The sequence below is a fragment of the Streptomyces sp. NPDC003943 genome, assembly GCF_053605265.1.
Window position 1 is genome coordinate 1 of record NZ_JBSGIW010000056.1, and the last position, 15,658, is coordinate 15,658.

14 protein-coding genes are annotated in these 15,658 nt (G+C 73.3%); 11 read left to right on the forward strand and 3 right to left on the reverse strand.

Annotated elements, in window-relative coordinates; translation table 11 throughout:
* Positions 1 to 226: 226 nt before the first annotated feature.
* The 9 genes from rpmI (at position 227) to ACWEV0_RS22390 (ending at position 10,572) form a co-directional block, all read left to right on the forward strand.
* A complete protein-coding gene (rpmI, locus tag ACWEV0_RS22350) occupies positions 227 to 421 on the forward strand; it encodes a 50S ribosomal protein L35 (RefSeq protein ID WP_041128339.1) in 195 nt (64 codons plus the stop codon).
* A gap of 106 nt (positions 422 to 527) precedes the next feature.
* Positions 528 to 914 carry a 50S ribosomal protein L20 gene (gene rplT / locus ACWEV0_RS22355; RefSeq protein ID WP_225799578.1) on the forward strand — a complete coding sequence of 129 codons (387 nt, stop codon included), beginning with the start codon at positions 528 to 530 and terminating at the stop codon, positions 912 to 914.
* Positions 915 to 1,039: 125 nt separating this feature from the next.
* Positions 1,040 to 1,879 carry a TrmH family RNA methyltransferase gene (locus ACWEV0_RS22360; protein ID WP_453151150.1) on the forward strand — a complete coding sequence of 280 codons (840 nt, stop codon included), beginning with the start codon at positions 1,040 to 1,042 and terminating at the stop codon, positions 1,877 to 1,879.
* Positions 1,880 to 1,958: 79 nt separating this feature from the next.
* Complete coding sequence (locus ACWEV0_RS22365) at positions 1,959 to 3,191, forward strand: ATP-binding protein (protein ID WP_453151151.1); 1,233 nt, start codon at positions 1,959 to 1,961, stop codon at positions 3,189 to 3,191.
* Between the two features lie 179 nt (positions 3,192 to 3,370).
* Positions 3,371 to 4,498 carry a phenylalanine--tRNA ligase subunit alpha gene (pheS, locus tag ACWEV0_RS22370; RefSeq protein ID WP_403796988.1) on the forward strand — a complete coding sequence of 376 codons (1,128 nt, stop codon included), beginning with the start codon at positions 3,371 to 3,373 and terminating at the stop codon, positions 4,496 to 4,498.
* Positions 4,498 to 7,029 carry a phenylalanine--tRNA ligase subunit beta gene (gene pheT, locus ACWEV0_RS22375; RefSeq protein WP_453151152.1) on the forward strand — a complete coding sequence of 844 codons (2,532 nt, stop codon included), beginning with the start codon at positions 4,498 to 4,500 and terminating at the stop codon, positions 7,027 to 7,029. The genes pheS and pheT overlap by 1 nt, the downstream gene beginning before the upstream one ends.
* Positions 7,030 to 7,240: 211 nt before the next feature.
* On the forward strand, positions 7,241 to 8,308 hold the full coding sequence (locus ACWEV0_RS22380) for a PP2C family protein-serine/threonine phosphatase (protein WP_453151154.1): 1,068 nt from the start codon (positions 7,241 to 7,243) through the stop codon (positions 8,306 to 8,308).
* Positions 8,309 to 8,593: 285 nt separating this feature from the next.
* Entirely contained in the window at positions 8,594 to 9,964 is a 1,371-nt protein-coding gene (locus ACWEV0_RS22385) for a transcriptional regulator (RefSeq protein WP_453151155.1), read from the forward strand.
* A gap of 77 nt (positions 9,965 to 10,041) precedes the next feature.
* Positions 10,042 to 10,572: an NUDIX domain-containing protein gene (locus ACWEV0_RS22390; RefSeq protein ID WP_453151199.1), complete on the forward strand. Its 531-nt coding sequence runs from the start codon at positions 10,042 to 10,044 to the stop codon at positions 10,570 to 10,572.
* A gap of 115 nt (positions 10,573 to 10,687) precedes the next feature.
* Here ACWEV0_RS22390 and ACWEV0_RS22395 read toward each other — a convergent pair whose 3' ends face one another.
* Positions 10,688 to 11,548: a 3-hydroxybutyryl-CoA dehydrogenase gene (locus ACWEV0_RS22395; protein ID WP_403796974.1), complete on the reverse strand. Its 861-nt coding sequence runs from the start codon at positions 11,546 to 11,548 to the stop codon at positions 10,688 to 10,690.
* 170 nt (positions 11,549 to 11,718) lie between these two features.
* On the opposite strand from ACWEV0_RS22395, the gene ACWEV0_RS22400 reads away from it, so the two are divergent.
* A complete protein-coding gene (locus tag ACWEV0_RS22400) occupies positions 11,719 to 12,957 on the forward strand; it encodes a glycoside hydrolase family 10 protein (RefSeq protein WP_453151156.1) in 1,239 nt (412 codons plus the stop codon).
* 48 nt (positions 12,958 to 13,005) lie between these two features.
* Here the strand turns inward: ACWEV0_RS22400 and ACWEV0_RS22405 are convergent, their stop codons facing one another.
* Positions 13,006 to 13,209: a DUF1918 domain-containing protein gene (locus ACWEV0_RS22405; RefSeq protein WP_453151157.1), complete on the reverse strand. Its 204-nt coding sequence runs from the start codon at positions 13,207 to 13,209 to the stop codon at positions 13,006 to 13,008.
* A gap of 65 nt (positions 13,210 to 13,274) precedes the next feature.
* Complete coding sequence (locus ACWEV0_RS22410; protein ID WP_453151158.1) at positions 13,275 to 14,198, reverse strand: DMT family transporter; 924 nt, start codon at positions 14,196 to 14,198, stop codon at positions 13,275 to 13,277.
* On the opposite strand from ACWEV0_RS22410, the gene ACWEV0_RS22415 reads away from it, so the two are divergent.
* Positions 14,197 to 15,639, forward strand: a complete 1,443-nt coding sequence (locus tag ACWEV0_RS22415) for an aminotransferase-like domain-containing protein (protein ID WP_453151160.1) — start codon at positions 14,197 to 14,199, stop codon at positions 15,637 to 15,639. The two genes, ACWEV0_RS22410 and ACWEV0_RS22415, sit on opposite strands and share 2 nt — an antisense overlap.
* The last annotated feature ends 19 nt before the right edge of the window (positions 15,640 to 15,658 follow it).

A 15,658-nucleotide genomic window follows, 5' to 3' on the forward strand; every position in this document is an offset into this window, starting at 1 on the left:
ACGCATACCCTTTTGAAATGATTGGGGAATGAAGTTAACCCTGGGCATCACCGGCCATCCCGGCCCGGCCCCCCCCCGCGGCCGAGAACTCCGAGGCGTGATCCCGAGGGGCCGCCGCACCGGCGGCCCCGGGTTTCGCCCCGGAACCACCAACGAAGAATTGACGCTCCCGGTTGCCCGGTGCCCGCACCGGGGGGAGCGCCACTGACGAGGAGATAACGGCGCCATGCCGAAGAACAAGACGCACTCCGGTGCCAAGAAGCGCTTCAAGGTCACCGGCTCCGGCAAGATCCTGCGGGAGCGCGCCGGCAAGCGCCACCTGCTCGAGCACAAGTCGTCCAAGCTGACGCGTCGCCTCACGGGCAACGCCGAGATGGCCCCGGGTGACTCCGCCAAGATCAAGAAGATGCTGGGCATCTGAGTTGATCTCCCGCCCTCCGCGTGGAGGGCATCCGGTCGAGACCGGGACCCATCCGTTTTTCGGGTCGTGTGAGGACCACCACGACCCCGCTACAAGGAGTTAAGAAGTGGCACGCGTCAAGCGGGCAGTCAACGCCCACAAGAAGCGCCGGGCGATCCTCGAGCAGGCTTCCGGCTACCGCGGTCAGCGTTCGCGCCTCTACCGCAAGGCCAAGGAGCAGGTCACCCACTCGCTGGTCTACAACTACAACGACCGCAAGAAGCGCAAGGGCGACTTCCGTCAGCTGTGGATCCAGCGCATCAACGCCGCTGCCCGCCTGAACGGCATGACGTACAACCGCCTCATCCAGGGTCTGAAGGCCGCCAACATCGAGGTGGACCGCAAGATCCTCGCCGAGCTGGCCGTCAACGACTCCAACGCGTTCGCCGCGCTGGTCGAGGTCGCGCAGAAGGCCCTCCCGGCCGACGTCAACGCTCCGAAGGCCGCCGCCTGATCTTCCAGGTCGCAGTACTTCTGCCCGGACCCGCAGGCCCCGCGCCTGCGGGTCCGGCGCGTTGACGGCCGCATGGCCGTTTCGCCGCCCCACCCGACGAGAACGAGACAGAGAGCCGCAGGCACATGTCCACCCCCGAGCTGATCTCCCCGCGTTCGCCGCGCGTCGTCGCCGCCCGGCGGCTCGCCAAGCGCAACTTCCGGGGCAAGGACCGTCTCTTCCTCGCCGAGGGCCCGCAGGCCGTCCGCGAGGCCGTCGAGCACCGCGGCAGCAGCGGTGAGGCCACCCTCGTGGAGCTCTTCACCACCGTCGAGGCCGCCGAGCGCTACGCCCCCATCGTCGAGGCCGCTCGCGCCGCCGGCGCCCGCGTCCACTTCGCCTCCGACGCCGTCCTCGCCGAGGTCTCCCAGACCGTCACCCCGCAGGGCCTCACCGGCGTCTGCCGCTTCCTCGACTCGCCGTTCGAGGACATCCTCGCCGCCCGCCCCAAGCTGGTCGCCGTGCTCGCCCACGTCCGCGACCCCGGGAACGCCGGCACCGTGCTGCGCTGCGCCGACGCGGCCGGCGCCGACGCCGTGATCCTCACCGACGCCTCCGTGGACCTCTACAACCCGAAGTCCGTGCGCGCCTCCGTCGGTTCCCTCTTCCACCTCCCGGTCGCCGTCGGCGTCCCGGTCGAGCAGGCCGTCGCCGGCCTCAGGAGCGCCGGCGTGCGGATCCTCGCCGCCGACGGCGCCGGCGAGGACGACCTCGACGACGAGCTGGACGCCGGCACCATGAGCGGCCCGACCGCCTGGGTCTTCGGCAACGAGGCATGGGGGCTGCCCGAGGAGACCCGGGCCCTCGCCGACGCCGTCGTCCGCGTCCCGATCCACGGCAAGGCCGAGAGCCTCAACCTCGCGACGGCCGCCGCCGTGTGCCTGTACGCCTCCGCGCGGGCCCAACGCTCCCGAACCACCGCCTGAGCCCACCACGGGGCCGCCGCGCCTAGTAGGGTGACGAACTCGGGGCCCACTGCGCTACACGGAGGGGTGGGATACGGGGATGACGGTCGGTACGGGCAGTCCCGCACAGGCACGGAGCGACGCGCCGCAGCCGCCACCCGAGCCCGGAGCCGTACCGGAGCCGCGTCGCGCCTCCCTCGCGTACGCCTCCGAGAGCGGCGGGGACGACGACGGCGGTCCCCGACCCGGCCCCGGCCCCGGCCCTGGTCTCGATCCCGGTCTCGGGATCGACGCGGACGACCTGCCCGACGGTCTCGTCGTCGCCGACGAGACCGGCCGGATCATCTGCTTCAACGCCGCCGCCAGCCGGATCACCGCCGTGCCCGGCGACCGGGCGCTCGGCCGGCCGCTCGACCAGGCGCTGCCCCTGGAGGACCTCAAGGGCCACCGCTGGTGGGCGCTCACCGACCCGTACGGCGGGCTCGCCACCCGCCGCGGCCAGCCCGAGCGCAATCTGCTGCTGCCCGGCGGGCGCGAGGTGCTCGTCTCCGCCCGTTACGTGCGCAACCGCCCGACCGGGCCCGTGCAGCGGGTCGTGGTCTGCCTGCGCGGCACCGAGGCGCGCCGCCGCACCGAGCGCAGCCACGCCGAGCTGATCGCCACCGTCGCGCACGAGCTGCGCTCCCCGCTGACGTCCGTGAAGGGCTTCACCGCGACCCTGCTCAGCAAGTGGGAGCGGTTCACCGACGACCAGAAGCGCCTCATGCTGGAGACCGTCGACGCCGACGCGGGCCGCATCAAGCGGCTCATCGCCGAGCTCCTCGACATCTCGCGGATCGATTCCGGCCGTCTCGAGGTGCGCCGCCAGCGCGTCGACATCGCCGCCGCCGTCGGCCGCCACGTCCACGCCCACACCTCCCGGGGCCAGTCCCCGGACCGCTTCTTCGTGCGCGTCCGGCCCGATCTGCCGGACCTGTGGGCCGACCCCGACAAGATCGACCAGATCCTCGGCAACCTGCTCGAAAATGCGGTGCGCCACGGCGAGGGAACCGTCACCATCGAAGTGGCACCCACCACGGCCACCACCGACGGAGAGAAGGGGACGGAGGTCAGCGTGAGCGACGAAGGACCCGGCATCCCCGAGGAGTCGATGGGCCGCGTCTTCACCCGCTTCTGGCGGGGCAGCAAGCGCGGCGGCACCGGGCTCGGTCTCTACATCGTCAAGGGCGTCGTCGAGGCCCACGGCGGCACCATCACCGTCGGACGCGGCCCCCGTGGCGGGGCCGAGTTCCGATTTATCCTGCCCGTCGGCACCCCGGCCCACCTCCTCTGACGTCCTCCGCGACGTCGCCTCCCGTCTCATCTGACGAGACCGCACGAGGTCAGGAGCCGCCCGGGGCCGCCCACGGGCTCATTCGCGTCCCTGCGCCCCGTTAGACTCGTCCTTTGGCACGTTTGCGCCCTTGACGTCGAGCGGGGCCGCCCAGCCAGCCAACGGAAGCACGGGAAGAGATGTCGGCACCCAATAAGTCGTACGACCCGGTCGAGGTCGAAGCCTTGAAACCGGAAGAGATCGAGCGCATGCGGGACGAGGCGCTCGCGGCCTTCGCCGCCGCAGGCGACCTCGACGCGCTCACCCACGCGAAGACCGCGCACACCGGCGGCACCTCGCCGCTGGCGCTCGCCAACCGCGAGATCGGCGCCCTGCCCCCGCAGGCCAAGGCCGCGGCCGGCAAGCTCGTGGGCCAGGCCCGCGGCGCCGTCTCCAAGGGCCTCGCCGCCCGCCAGGCAGAGCTGGAGGCCGAGCGCGACGCCCGCGTCCTCGTCGAGGAGGCCGTCGACGTCACCCTGCCGTACGACCGGATCCCGGCCGGCGCCCGCCACCCGCTGACCACCCTCATGGAACGCGTCGCCGACGTGTTCGTCTCCATGGGCTACGAGGTCGCCGAGGGCCCCGAGGTCGAGGCCGAGTGGTTCAACTTCGACGCGCTCAACTTCGTACCGGACCACCCGGCCCGGCAGATGCAGGACACCTTCTTCGTCCAGGGTCCCGAAGGCACCACGGGCGACGAGTCGGGTGTCGTGCTCCGCACGCACACCTCGCCGGTGCAGGCCCGCACGCTCATCGACCGGGAGCCCCCGGTCTACGTGGTGTGCCCCGGCCGCGTCTACCGCACCGACGAGCTCGACGCCACGCACACCCCGGTCTTCCACCAGATCGAGCTGCTGGCCGTCGACGAGGGCCTCACCATGGCCGACCTCAAGGGCACCCTGGACCACATGGTCCAGGCGCTCTTCGGACCCGACATGAAGACCCGGCTCCGCCCGAACTTCTTCCCGTTCACCGAGCCGTCCGCAGAGATGGACATGCTCTGCTACGTGTGCCGCGGCGAGTCCGTCGGCAACCCGGACCGGCCCTGCCGCACCTGCGGCAGCGAGGGCTGGATCGAGCTCGGCGGCTGCGGCATGGTCAACCCCAAGGTGCTCGTCGCCTGCGGTGTGGACCCCGAGAAGTACAGCGGATTCGCCTTCGGGTTCGGCATCGAGCGGATGCTGATGTTCCGCCACAACGTCGAAGACATGCGAGACATGGTCGAGGGTGACGTCCGGTTCACCCGGCCTTTCGGGATGGAGATCTGATGCGGGTCCCGCTTTCCTGGCTGCGGGAGTACGTCGACCTGCCGGCGACCGAGTCCGGCCGTGACGTACAGGCCAAGCTCGTGTCGGCCGGCCTCGAGGTCGAGACCGTCGAGCAGCTCGGCGCGGGCCTCACCGGCCCGCTCGTCGTCGGCAAGGTCCTCACGATCGAGGAACTGACCGAGTTCAAGAAGCCGATCCGCTTCTGCACCGTGGACGTCGGTCAGGCCAACGGCACCGGCGAGCCGCAGGAGATCATCTGCGGCGCCCGGAACTTCGCCGAGGGCGACAAGGTCGTCGTGGCCCTGCCCGGCGCCGTGCTGCCCGGCGAATTCCGCATCGCCGAGCGCAAGACGTACGGCCGCGTCTCCAAGGGCATGATCTGCTCCGGCGACGAGCTCGGCATGGGCGACGACGGCACGCACGGCATCATCGTGCTGCCGCCGGAGCACGAGGTCGGCATCGACGCCACGGTCCTCCTTGAGCTGTACGACGAGGTCCTCGACATCGCCGTCACCCCGGACCGCGGCTACTGCCTCTCGATGCGCGGCATCGCCCGCGAGGCCGCCATCGCGTACGGGCTGCCGCTGCGCGACCCGGCGCTGCTCGACGTGCCCGCGCCCAACGCGTACGGCTACCCGGTGCAGATCGCCGACCCGATGGGCTGCGACCGCTTCACCGCCCGCACGGTCACCGGTCTCGACCCCGAGGCCCACAGCCCGATCTGGCTCAAGCGCCGCCTGCAGAAGGCCGGCATGCGCCCGATCTCGCTCGCCGTCGACATCACCAACTACGTGATGCTGGAGCTCGGTCAGCCGCTGCACGCCTACGACCGCAACCGCGTCGACGGCCCCATCGGCGTCCGCCGCGCCGAGCCCGGTGAGAAGATCACCACGCTCGACGGCACGGTGCGCGTCCTGGACCCGGCCGACCTGCTCATCGTCGACAACAGCGGGCCGATCGGCCTCGCCGGTGTCATGGGCGGTGCCAACACCGAGATCGCCGACCCGGTCACCGACCCCGAGACCGGCGCCGTCACCGGCACCACCGAGGTCGTCATCGAGGCCGCGCACTTCGACGCGATCTCGATCGCCCGTACCGCGCGCCGCCACAAGCTGTCCTCCGAGGCGTCCAAGCGCTTCGAGCGCGGCGTCGACCCGCTGGCCGCGGCCGCCGCCGCGCAGCGCACGGTCGACCTGCTCGTGCTGCTCGCGGGCGGCACGGCCGAGGCCGGCGTCACCGAGATCGTCGCCCCGTCCGCGCCCCGGACGATCGTCATCCCGGCGAACCACCCGGACCGGGTCGCGGGCGTCGACTACGGCCGCGAGACCGTCGTCCGCCGCCTCCAGGAGGTCGGCTGCGACGTCTACGGCCAGGACGAGCTCGTCGTCACCGTGCCCTCGTGGCGCCCCGACCTGAACGAGCCGAACGACCTCGCCGAAGAGGTCATCCGGCTTGAGGGCTACGAGAACCTGCCCTCCACGCTGCCCAAGCCCCCGGCGGGCCGCGGCCTCACCGAGCGCCAGCGCACCCACCGCCGGGTGGGCCGCGCGCTGGCCGGCGCCGGCTACGTCGAGGCGCTGAACTACCCCTTCATCGGCGAGCAGGTCTTCGACCAGTTCGGCCTGGACGCGGACGACGCCCGCCGCCGGGTCGTGAAGCTGGTCAACCCGCTCTCCGACGAGGAGCCCGCGCTCCGTACGACGCTGCTGCCGGGCCTGCTCGGCGCGCTGCGCCGCAACGACGGGCGCGGCAGCCACGACCTGGCGCTCTTCGAGACCGGTCTGGTCTTCCGGCCGACCGAGGGCCAGCCGGGCGTCGCCGTCCGCCTGCCCGTCGACCGCCGCCCGAGCGACGAGGACATCGCCCGCGTCAACGCCGCGCTGCCCGCGCAGCCGCGCCGCGCCGCCGTCGTCCTCGCCGGCGCCCGCGAGCAGGCCGGCTGGTGGGGCAAGGGCCGTCCGACGGACTGGGCCGACGCCATCCAGGCGGCGCGCCTGGTGGCCGCCGAGTCCGGTGTCGAGCTGCTGATCGACGCCGACCAGCACGCCCCCTGGCACCCGGGCCGGTGCGCCGCCTTCCACGTCGTCATCGACGGCGAGAAGGTCCTGGCCGGCCACGGCGGCGAGCTCCACCCCCGCGTGGTGAAGGCGCTCGGCCTCCCGGCCCGCACCTGCGCCATGGAGCTGGACCTCGACGTCCTGGAGCGCGCGAGCGAGGGGCCGGTCAAGGCCCCGCGCATCTCCGCCTTCCCGGTCGCCACCCAGGACGTCGCCCTGGTCGTCGACCAGGCCGTCCCGGCCGCCATGGTCGAGTACTACCTGGCCGGCGGCGCGGGTGAACTCCTGGAGTCCATCCGTCTGTTCGACGTCTACACCGGCGACCAGATCGACGCCGGCAAGAAGTCGCTGGCCTACGCCCTCCGCTTCCGCGCCGCCGACCGCACCCTGACGGTCGACGAGGCCACGGCCGCCCGCGACGCCGCGGTCGCCATGGCCGCGGAGCACACGGGCGCGGTGCTGCGCGGCGCCTGACGGCACGTGTGACGGACAGGGGCCCTGCCCCGGGCGAACAAGCCCGGGGCAGGGCCCCTTTCGTCTTTCGGGGTTACTCACTCCTTCGGGTGAGATCCGAGGGGGAGGCTCCCGCGGGTCCCGCCCCGTCGGGAGAATCGACGCGGCCACAGGGGCGAGCCTGTGCGCCGCAGGGTCTTCGGGCGCTGGCGGGCCTCGGGAAGGGCCGTGGATGTTCCGTGACAGGTCATTGGTTGCCGAAGGCTCCTGGGTGCGACGGTCGGCTCCGTGGGCGCTGCCGGTCGGCTGGGGAGTCGTGGCCGTCGCGTGGCAGCTGTGGTGCCCGCTGGCGCGGGAGCCCGGGATCGCGGTGCGGGGCACGACCGGCGCGGTCTTCTTCGGCGTCGGAGCCGGGCTCGTCTACGGGGTGCGGCGAGGGCTCGCGCGGGAGCTGGCGCGGCTGCGGGCCGTGGCCGACGCCACCCAGCAGGTGCTGCTGCGGCCGCCGCCCGCGCGGCTCGACGGTCTGACGGTGGCGGCGGGACAGCTGTCGGCTTCGCGCGGAGCCTCGGTCGGCGGGGACCTGTACGAGGCGGTGGCCACGCCGTACGGGGTGCGGATCGTCATCGGGGACGTGCGGGGGCACGGGCTCGCCGCGCTCGGGGCGGTGGTGGCCGTGCTCGGCAGCTTCCGCGAGGCCGCCCACGACGAGCCCGAACTCGCGGGCGTGCTGCGCCGGCTCGACCGGGCGCTCGGGCGGCACCTGTGCGACCGGGCCCGGGAGGAGCATCCGGCGCGGTCCGGGCGGGCGCCGGAGCATCCGGCGGCCGAGGAGTTCGTGACCCTGCTGCTCCTGGAGATCCGCTCCGACGGGGCCGTCGACGTCCTCGACTGCGGTCACCCCGGTCCGTACCGGATCGGCGGCCGCCGGGTCGAGCCCGTGCCCGTCGGCGACCCGCTGCCGCCGCTCGGCGCCTTCCCGCTGCCCGCCGAGCTCGTGCCGTACCGCGCGCCCCGGCTGCTGCCCGGCGAGACGCTGGTCCTGCACACCGACGGCGCCGAGGAGGCCCGGGACGGCCGGGGCCGCTTCTTCCCGCTGGCCGCGGTCCTCGCCGGTGCGGCGTGCGAGCCGCCGGCCGCCGTCGTCCGCCGGGTGCACTCCGCGCTGCTCCGCCACACGGGCGGCCGGCTCGCCGACGACGTCGCGCTGCTCGTCGTACGCAACGACCGTGTCCGGGTACCGGCGCAGCCCGCCGAACCCGGGCTGCGCCGCACCCGGCCCACGCCCTCCCCGCACTGACGGGAGAAGGCGGTGGCCGGCGCCGTCCGCGCTGCCACGGAGTGTCGGGCAGATCGACAGCGCGGACGGCGCGCCGACCGGGCGGCCGCACTGTACGAGGGGGAGCCGGCGGCCCGGTCTTTCTCGCCCTTGCGGCGAGGAAGCCAAGTCAACCCGGACCGGGCTGACTTCGGCACCGTGCGTGGAGCGGAGAAACGAGTACTTCGTTCACACCCCGTGCGAAAGCGGCATTTACTAGTCTGAGCGCACCGAATCACCGCAGCCAGGAGCCACCGGAGCGGTCCCATGCAGCCCAACCCCCTCCCCAATGCCCTGCTGGACGCCCTGCTCGTCGAAGCGGGCATCTCCCACGCCGGTCTCGCCGCCCGGGTGAACCAGGCGGGCCGCGCCAGGGGTCTCGCCCTGCGCTACGAACACACCGCCGTCGCCCGCTGGTTGAAGGGCCAGCGGCCGCGCGGCCAGGTGCCCGACCTGATCTGCGAGGTGCTCGCGGGCCGGCTGCACCGCGCGGTCACCCTCGACGACATCGGCCTCGGCGTGGGCGACGTGAGCGGCGCGGCGGGCGCGGGCCTCCCGGCGCCCGGCACTCCGCTCTCGGGCTTCGTCGAGCGGGCCACCGCCCTGTGGCGCTCCGACGAGCAGCGGCGCCCGCACGTCCGCGGCGCGCCCGCGGTGACCGGCACCCCGGCCGTGCTGCCGGTGTGGGAGTGGGAGAACCCGCCGGAGGACATGGATGTCTCCCGGGACGGCCGCACCCGTGTCTCGGCCGCGGACGTGTCCTTGCTGGGCGCGGCGCGGGCGCACTACGAGCAGATGTACCGCAAGGCCGGCGGCATGGCGACCGGCGCCCGGATCGTCGGCTTCCTCAACGCCGAGACCGCGCCGCTGCTGCGGGGCGGCTACGGGGACGCGCTCGGCCGGCGGCTGCACCGGGCGGCCGGCGGCCTGGTGGCGGTGGCCGGGATCTGCGCGTACGACTCCGACGTCCAGGGCCTCGCCCAGCGCTACTTCCACCAGGCGCTGCGGCTCGCGAAGGCGAGCGGCGACCGGGGGCTCGGCGCCTATGTGGTGGCGCTGCTCGTCAACCAGTCGCTGTTCATGGGGGAGTTCCGGCAGGCGGTGGCGTTCGCGGAGGCGGCGCTGCGCTCGGCGGGGCGGGAGATCACGCCCGCGCTCGCCGCCGATCTGACGGCGATGCAGGCGAAGGCGTACGCGCATCTGGGCGACGGGGCCGCGGCGCTGGGCTGCATCCTGCGGGCCGAGGCCGAGGCGGAGCGGATCCGGCCGGGCAGCGAACCGGCCGAGACCGGCTATGTGCAGCCCGGGCTCGTCAATGTGCAGGTCGCCGAGGCCCTCCTCAGTCTGGGTGAACTCGCCGCGGCCCACGAGCACGCGGCGGCGGCCGTCGGGACCCCGGCGCACGACCGCGGGCGGGTGCACCGGCTCGCGATGCTGTGCCGGATCGAGCTGCGGCAGGGCGAGCCGGACCGGGCGGCGGGCACGGCGGTGGAGATGACCGAGCGGGCGCGCGGGATGGAGTCGCGGCGGCTGCGGGACCGGTTGCGGCTGGTCAGGGAGGAGCTGCTGGCGAGCGGGTGCGAGGATGCGAGGGCGGCGGCGGAGATCGTCGGTGGTGCGCTGCGCGTGCCCCTGTGAGCGATTCCTTGCGACCCATGGACTGCTGCGATATTGCCACCAAGTAATCGCCTACCGGTCGGAAGGTGGCAAGAAACGTGCAGTGGACGAAATTAAGCGAACAAGCCGTCTATGAGAACCGCTGGTTCCAGGTCAACCTCGCGGACGTCGAACTCCCCGACGGCCGCCGCCTCGACCACTATCTGATCCGGCTCCGCCCGGTCGCCGCCGCGACCGCCGTCAACGCCTCCGACGAGGTCCTGCTGCTCTGGCGCCATCGCTTCATCACCGACAGCTGGGGCTGGGAACTCGCCGCCGGCGTCGTGGAGGACGGCGAGGAGATCGAGGCCGCCGCCGCCCGCGAGATGGAGGAGGAGACCGGCTGGCGCCCCGGCCCGCTGTGCCCGCTGCTCACCGTCGAGCCCTCGAACGGCCTCAGCGACGCCCGCCACCACCTCTACTGGAGCGAGGAGGCCACCTGGACCGGGCCGCCGTGCGACGCCTTCGAGTCCTCGCGCCTGGAGTGGGTCCCGCTCAAGCTCGTCCCCGACCTGATCGCGCGGGGCCAGGTCCCGGCCGCCAACACGGCCGCCGGGCTGCTGATGCTGCACCACCTGCGGCTCGGCTGAGTCCGGAGCACACCGTGCGCGAGAAAGCCGGACGGCCCGTACCTGTGCGGTGGTACGGGCCGTCCGATCGGCACTCCCGGGGTCTCAGGAGTGGCGTGTGGGGGGTGGCGGTGCCTCAGGAGTACGGGTAGAAGCCCGAGCCGGTCTTGCGGCCCAGCCGGCCCGCGTCCACCATGCGCTGGAGCAGCGGGGGAGCGGCGTACAGCGGCTCCTTGTACTCGGCGTACATCGAGTCGGCGATCGACGCGATCGTGTCCAGACCGATCAGGTCCGAGAGCTTCAGCGGGCCCATCGGGTGGGCGCAGCCGAACTCCATGCCGTTGTCGATGTCCTCACGGCTCGCGATGCCCGACTCGAACATCCGGATCGCGGAGAGCAGGTAGGGCACGAGCAGCGCGTTCACCACGAAGCCCGAGCGGTCCTGGGCGCGGATCGCGTGCTTGCCGAGCACCTTCTCGGCGAACAGTTGCGCCCGGCTGATCGTGCCCTCGGAGGTGGTGAGGGCGGGGATCAGCTCGACGAGCTTCTGCACGGGCGCCGGGTTGAAGAAGTGGATGCCGATGACGTTGTCGGGGCGAGAGGTCGCCACCGCCAGCTTCACCAGCGGGATGGAGGAGGTGTTCGAGGCCAGGATGGCGTCCGGCCGGGTCACCACCTGGTCGAGCACCTGGAAGATCTCGGTCTTGACCTGCTCGTTCTCCACGACGGCCTCGATCACGAGGTCGCGGTCGGCGAACTCGCCCAGGTCGGTGGTGAAGCTGAGCCGGGCGAGCGCCTGGTCGCGCTCCTCCTCGCTGATCTTGCCGCGTTCGGCGGCCTTCGTGAGCGAGTTGGTCAGCCGCGTGCGGCCGAGCTCCAGCGCCTCGCCGGTGGTCTCGGCGACCTTCACCTCGAGCCCGCTGCGGGCACACACCTCCGCGATGCCCGCGCCCATCTGGCCGCAGCCCACCACTCCGACGCGCTCAATGTCGGCCATGGAGTCCGTCACCTCGTGCCTTTCGCTCTGTGCTGGCGGCGGGCCCGTGTGATTCCGGTGCGTCCGCCTCGACCCCACGACGTTACTCCCGACACGCCCGATGATCGATCGTTCTGGGGTGGGCATGCTGTCCGATGGGCTGTGACGTATCCGATAGCGAGGGGTGACAAATGCCGCGGATCGGTAGAAGAGGGTTTGTGGCGGGGGCAGCGCTGGCCGCGTGGGGGCTCGGGGCCGGGGACGCCGGAGCCGCGGGGGACGCGTGCGGGCCCGCCGACGAGCGTGCGGGCGGGCGCGCGGGTGGCGATCGCCGGGCGGAGGAGTTCCGGGGCATGTGGGTCGCGACGATCACCAATCGGGACTTCCCGTCCCGGCCGGGCCTCACGGCCGCCGAGCAGCGCGCCGAGCTGACCGGCCTGCTCGACCTCGCGGTACGGCGCCGGATGACCGCGGTCGTCCTCCAGGTCCGGCCCTCGGCCGACGCCCTGTGGCCCTCTCCGTACGAGCCGTGGGCCCAGTGCCTCACCGGCGTCCAGGGCGCCGACCCGGGCTGGGACCCGCTCGGCACCGCCGTGACCGAGGCGCACGCGCGCGGCCTGGAACTGCACGCCTGGTGCAACCCGTACCGCGTCGCCAACCACTCGGACCCGTCACGGCTGGCCCCGGGCCACCCGGTGCGGCGCCACCCCGAGTGGGCCCTCGTCCACGACGGGAAGCTGCTCTACAACCCGGGACTCCCCGAGGTCCGGCGGCACGTCCAGGACGCCATGCTCGACGCCGTGCGCCGCTACGACATCGACGCGCTGCACTGGGACGACTACTTCTACCCCTATCCGGTCGCCGGGCAGACCATCGCCGACGACGACGCGTACGCGCGCTACGGGGCCGGGTTCGCGGACCGGGCGGCCTGGCGGCGGAACAACGTCGACCTGCTGGTGCAGGAGACGGCGACCCGGATCAAGGAGGTCAAGCCGGGGGTCGCCTTCGGGATCAGCCCCTTCGGGGTCTGGCGCAACGCCGACACCGATCCGGAGGGCTCGGACACCCGCGGCGGACAGAGCTACGACGACCTGTACGCCGACACCCGTCGCTGGGTCCGCGAGGGCTGGCTCGACCACGTGATCCCGCAGCTCTACTGGAACATCGGCTACGAGGCCTGTGACTACGCCAAGCTGGTGCCCTGGTGGGACGCGGTGGTCCGCGGCACCGGCGTGCGGCTCTACCTCGGCGAGGCGCTCTACAAGGTCGGCGACCCGGCGCAGCCGGCCGCCTGGCAGGACCCGGCGGAGCTGTCCCGGCACGTGCGGCTCGCCCGGACGTACGCCACCGTCGGCGGCCACTGCTACTTCGCGGCCCGCGAGGTGGCGAAGGATCCGCTGGGCGCGCTGACGTCCGCCGTCGACGCCTAGCGCCGCGTCGACGCCCGGCGCCGCGTCAGCGGCGGGACCGCCGGGGGCTCACTGACCCCCGGCCTCCGGACGGTGGCGGACGGTGGTGTCGGGGCCCGGCAGCACCACGGCCTCGTGGCCGTCGTCGTCGAACTTCACGCGGAACGGGGGGTTGCCGTTCTCGCCCATGACCTGCACGACCTCGGCGGTACGTTCGTGCTGGCCGACCGTACGGCCGTGCACCACCAGCCTGTCGCCCTTGGACGCACGCATCGGTGACCTCCTCGCGGCTGGGCTTGCCCTACTCGGAGTCTACGTCTGCCATTGTGACGTGCCTCTCAGCTCTTCGCCCGCTGGGTCACCGCGATGCAGACCAGGACGCCGACGGCCGCGAGCGGCGCGGCGGGAGCCAGATCCTCGCCGAGCACGGTCACCGACCAGACGAGGGTCAGCAGCGGCTGGGCGAGCTGGAGCTGGCTGGCGCGCGGGATGCCGATCGCGGCCATGCCCCGGTACCAGACGTACAGGCCGAAGAAGGTCGAGCCGGCCGCGACCCACAGCAGCCCGACGACGCCGTGCGCGGTGAGGTGCACCGGCTCGTGCGCGAGGGCCACGACCGCGGCCGCGGCCATCAGCGGCAGGCACAGCACCAGCGCCCAGCCGATCACCTGCCAGCCCGGCATGAGCTTCGCGAGCCGCCCGCCCTCGGTGTAGCCGGCGGCGCACACCAGCAGGGCGCCGAAGAGGTACAGGTCGCCGGTCGACAGCGCGCCGCCGCTCTGCTGGAGGGTGAACGCGAGCACGACGACCGCGCCGGCGACGGCCGCGATCCAGAACGTACGGGACGGGCGCCGGCCGGTACGGATCGCGGCGAACGTCGCCGTGGTGAGCGGCAGCAGGCCCACGACCACGGCCGCGTGCGAGGTCGTCGAGGTCTGCAGCGCCAGCGTCGTGAGCAGCGGGAAGCCCACCACGACCCCGCCCCCGACGACGGCGAGCCCGGCCCAGTGGCGGCGCTCCGGCAGCGGCACCCGGCCGGTCAGCAGAAAGGCGCCCGCGATCAGCGCGGCGAGCACCGAGCGGACGGCGACCAACGACCAGGGGCCGAAGCTCTCCAGGCCCCACACGGTGGACGGGAAGGTGAGGGAGAAGCAGACCACGCCGAGCGCGGCGAGCAGGGTGCCCGTGTTCACGGCGGGGCGGGTACCGGTAGCGGTGACCGCTATCGTGCTCGGGCTGGTAGCGCTATTCTGTGCTGTCATGCAACAGCGTAGCAGTGTCGATGAACTGACGGTATTGCTGAAAGCGGAGCTCGACCGCTACTCACCTGGTGAGAAGCTGCCGTCGAGTCGTGCCCTCGTCGAGCGCCACCACGTCTCCCCGGTCACCGTCACCCGCGCCCTCGCCCAGCTCGCCGCCGAAGGCCTCGTCGTCACCCGCCCCGGCGCCGGCGCCTACCGCGCCGAGACCCGGGCCGCCACGCCCGCCACCGGCGACACCTCCTGGCAGCAACTCGCCCTCAGCGCCGACACCGGGGCGGGCGGCGACGCCGTCCCGCGCGCCGTCGACGCGTCCGGCCTCCTCGTCACCCTGGCCACGCCCCCGACCGGAGTCATCGAGTTCAACGGCGGCTACCTCCACCCCGGCCTCCAGCCCGAACGCGCCCTCGCCGCCGCCCTCGCCCGGGCCGGCCGCCGCCCCGGCGCCTGGGGCCGCCCGCCCGCCGACGGACTGCCGGAACTGCGCGCCTGGTTCGCCCGGGAGATCGGCGGCGGCGTCACCGCGGCCGAGGTCCTCGTCACCGCGGGCGGCCAGTCCGCCCTCACCACCGCCCTGCGCGCGCTCGGCGCGCCCGGCACCCCCGTCCTCGTCGAATCGCCCACCTACCCCGGCATGCTGGCCGTCGCCCGCGCCGCCGGCCTGCGGCCCGTGCCCGTGCCCACCGACGCCGACGGCATCCGCCCCGACCTCCTCGAAGCCGCCTTCCGCGCCACCGGCGCGCGCGTCGTCGTCTGCCAGCCGCTCTTCCAGAACCCCACCGGCGCCGCGCTCCCCGTCGAACGGCGGGCCGCCGTCGTCCGCATCGCCCGCGCCGCCGGCGCCTTCGTCGTCGAGGACGACTTCGCCCGCCGTCTCGTCCACGAGGACGCCGGCCCGCTGCCGCCGACCCTCGCGGCCGACGACCCCGACGGCGTCGTCGTCCACGTCTGCTCGCTCACCAAGATCACCTCCGCGAGCCTCCGCGTCGGCGCGCTCGCCGCCCGCGGCCCCGTCCTCGAACGGCTCCGCGCCATCCAGGTCGTCGACAGCTTCTTCGTGCCGCGCCCGCTCCAGGAGACCGCCCTCGAACTCGTCGGGTCGCCGGCCTGGAGCCGCCATCTGCGGGCCGTCTCCCAGGAGCTGAAGAGCCGCCGCGACACCATGACCGCCGCCGTCGCCCGCCACCTCCCCGAACTCGACCTGCCCCACATCCCCTCCGGCGGCTACCACCTCTGGCTGCGCCTCCCCGACACCCTCCCCGAAGCCGCCCTCCTCCCCACCGCCCTGCGCACCGGCGTCGCCGTCGCCCCCGGCCGCCCCTACTTCGCCGCCGAGCCGCCCGCCGGCCACATCCGGCTGAGTTTCGCGGGTGTCGCGGGACCCGCGGAGATCATCGAGGGCGTGCGGAGGCTGCGGACCGCCATCGACGAGCTGGCGGGGTGAGAGCGGGGCGGGGCCGGCG

Excerpts from the sequence above, each read along its gene's own strand:
- ACWEV0_RS22400 (WP_453151156.1), top strand. The coding sequence starts at position 11,719 with ATGCCGCGGATCGGTAGAAGAGGGTTTGTGGCGGGGGCAGCGCTGGCC.
- ACWEV0_RS22365 (WP_453151151.1), top strand. The coding sequence starts at position 1,959 with ATGACGGTCGGTACGGGCAGTCCCGCACAGGCACGGAGCGACGCGCCG.
- ACWEV0_RS22360 (WP_453151150.1), top strand. The coding sequence starts at position 1,040 with ATGTCCACCCCCGAGCTGATCTCCCCGCGTTCGCCGCGCGTCGTCGCC.
- ACWEV0_RS22385 (WP_453151155.1), top strand. The coding sequence starts at position 8,594 with ATGCAGCCCAACCCCCTCCCCAATGCCCTGCTGGACGCCCTGCTCGTC.
- pheS (WP_403796988.1), top strand. The coding sequence starts at position 3,371 with ATGTCGGCACCCAATAAGTCGTACGACCCGGTCGAGGTCGAAGCCTTG.
- rpmI (WP_041128339.1), top strand. The coding sequence starts at position 227 with ATGCCGAAGAACAAGACGCACTCCGGTGCCAAGAAGCGCTTCAAGGTC.
- ACWEV0_RS22395 (WP_403796974.1), bottom strand. The coding sequence starts at position 11,548 with ATGGCCGACATTGAGCGCGTCGGAGTGGTGGGCTGCGGCCAGATGGGC.
- ACWEV0_RS22415 (WP_453151160.1), top strand. The coding sequence starts at position 14,197 with ATGCAACAGCGTAGCAGTGTCGATGAACTGACGGTATTGCTGAAAGCG.
- ACWEV0_RS22405 (WP_453151157.1), bottom strand. The coding sequence starts at position 13,209 with ATGCGTGCGTCCAAGGGCGACAGGCTGGTGGTGCACGGCCGTACGGTC.
- pheT (WP_453151152.1), top strand. The coding sequence starts at position 4,498 with ATGCGGGTCCCGCTTTCCTGGCTGCGGGAGTACGTCGACCTGCCGGCG.
- ACWEV0_RS22380 (WP_453151154.1), top strand. The coding sequence starts at position 7,241 with ATGTTCCGTGACAGGTCATTGGTTGCCGAAGGCTCCTGGGTGCGACGG.
- ACWEV0_RS22410 (WP_453151158.1), bottom strand. The coding sequence starts at position 14,198 with ATGACAGCACAGAATAGCGCTACCAGCCCGAGCACGATAGCGGTCACC.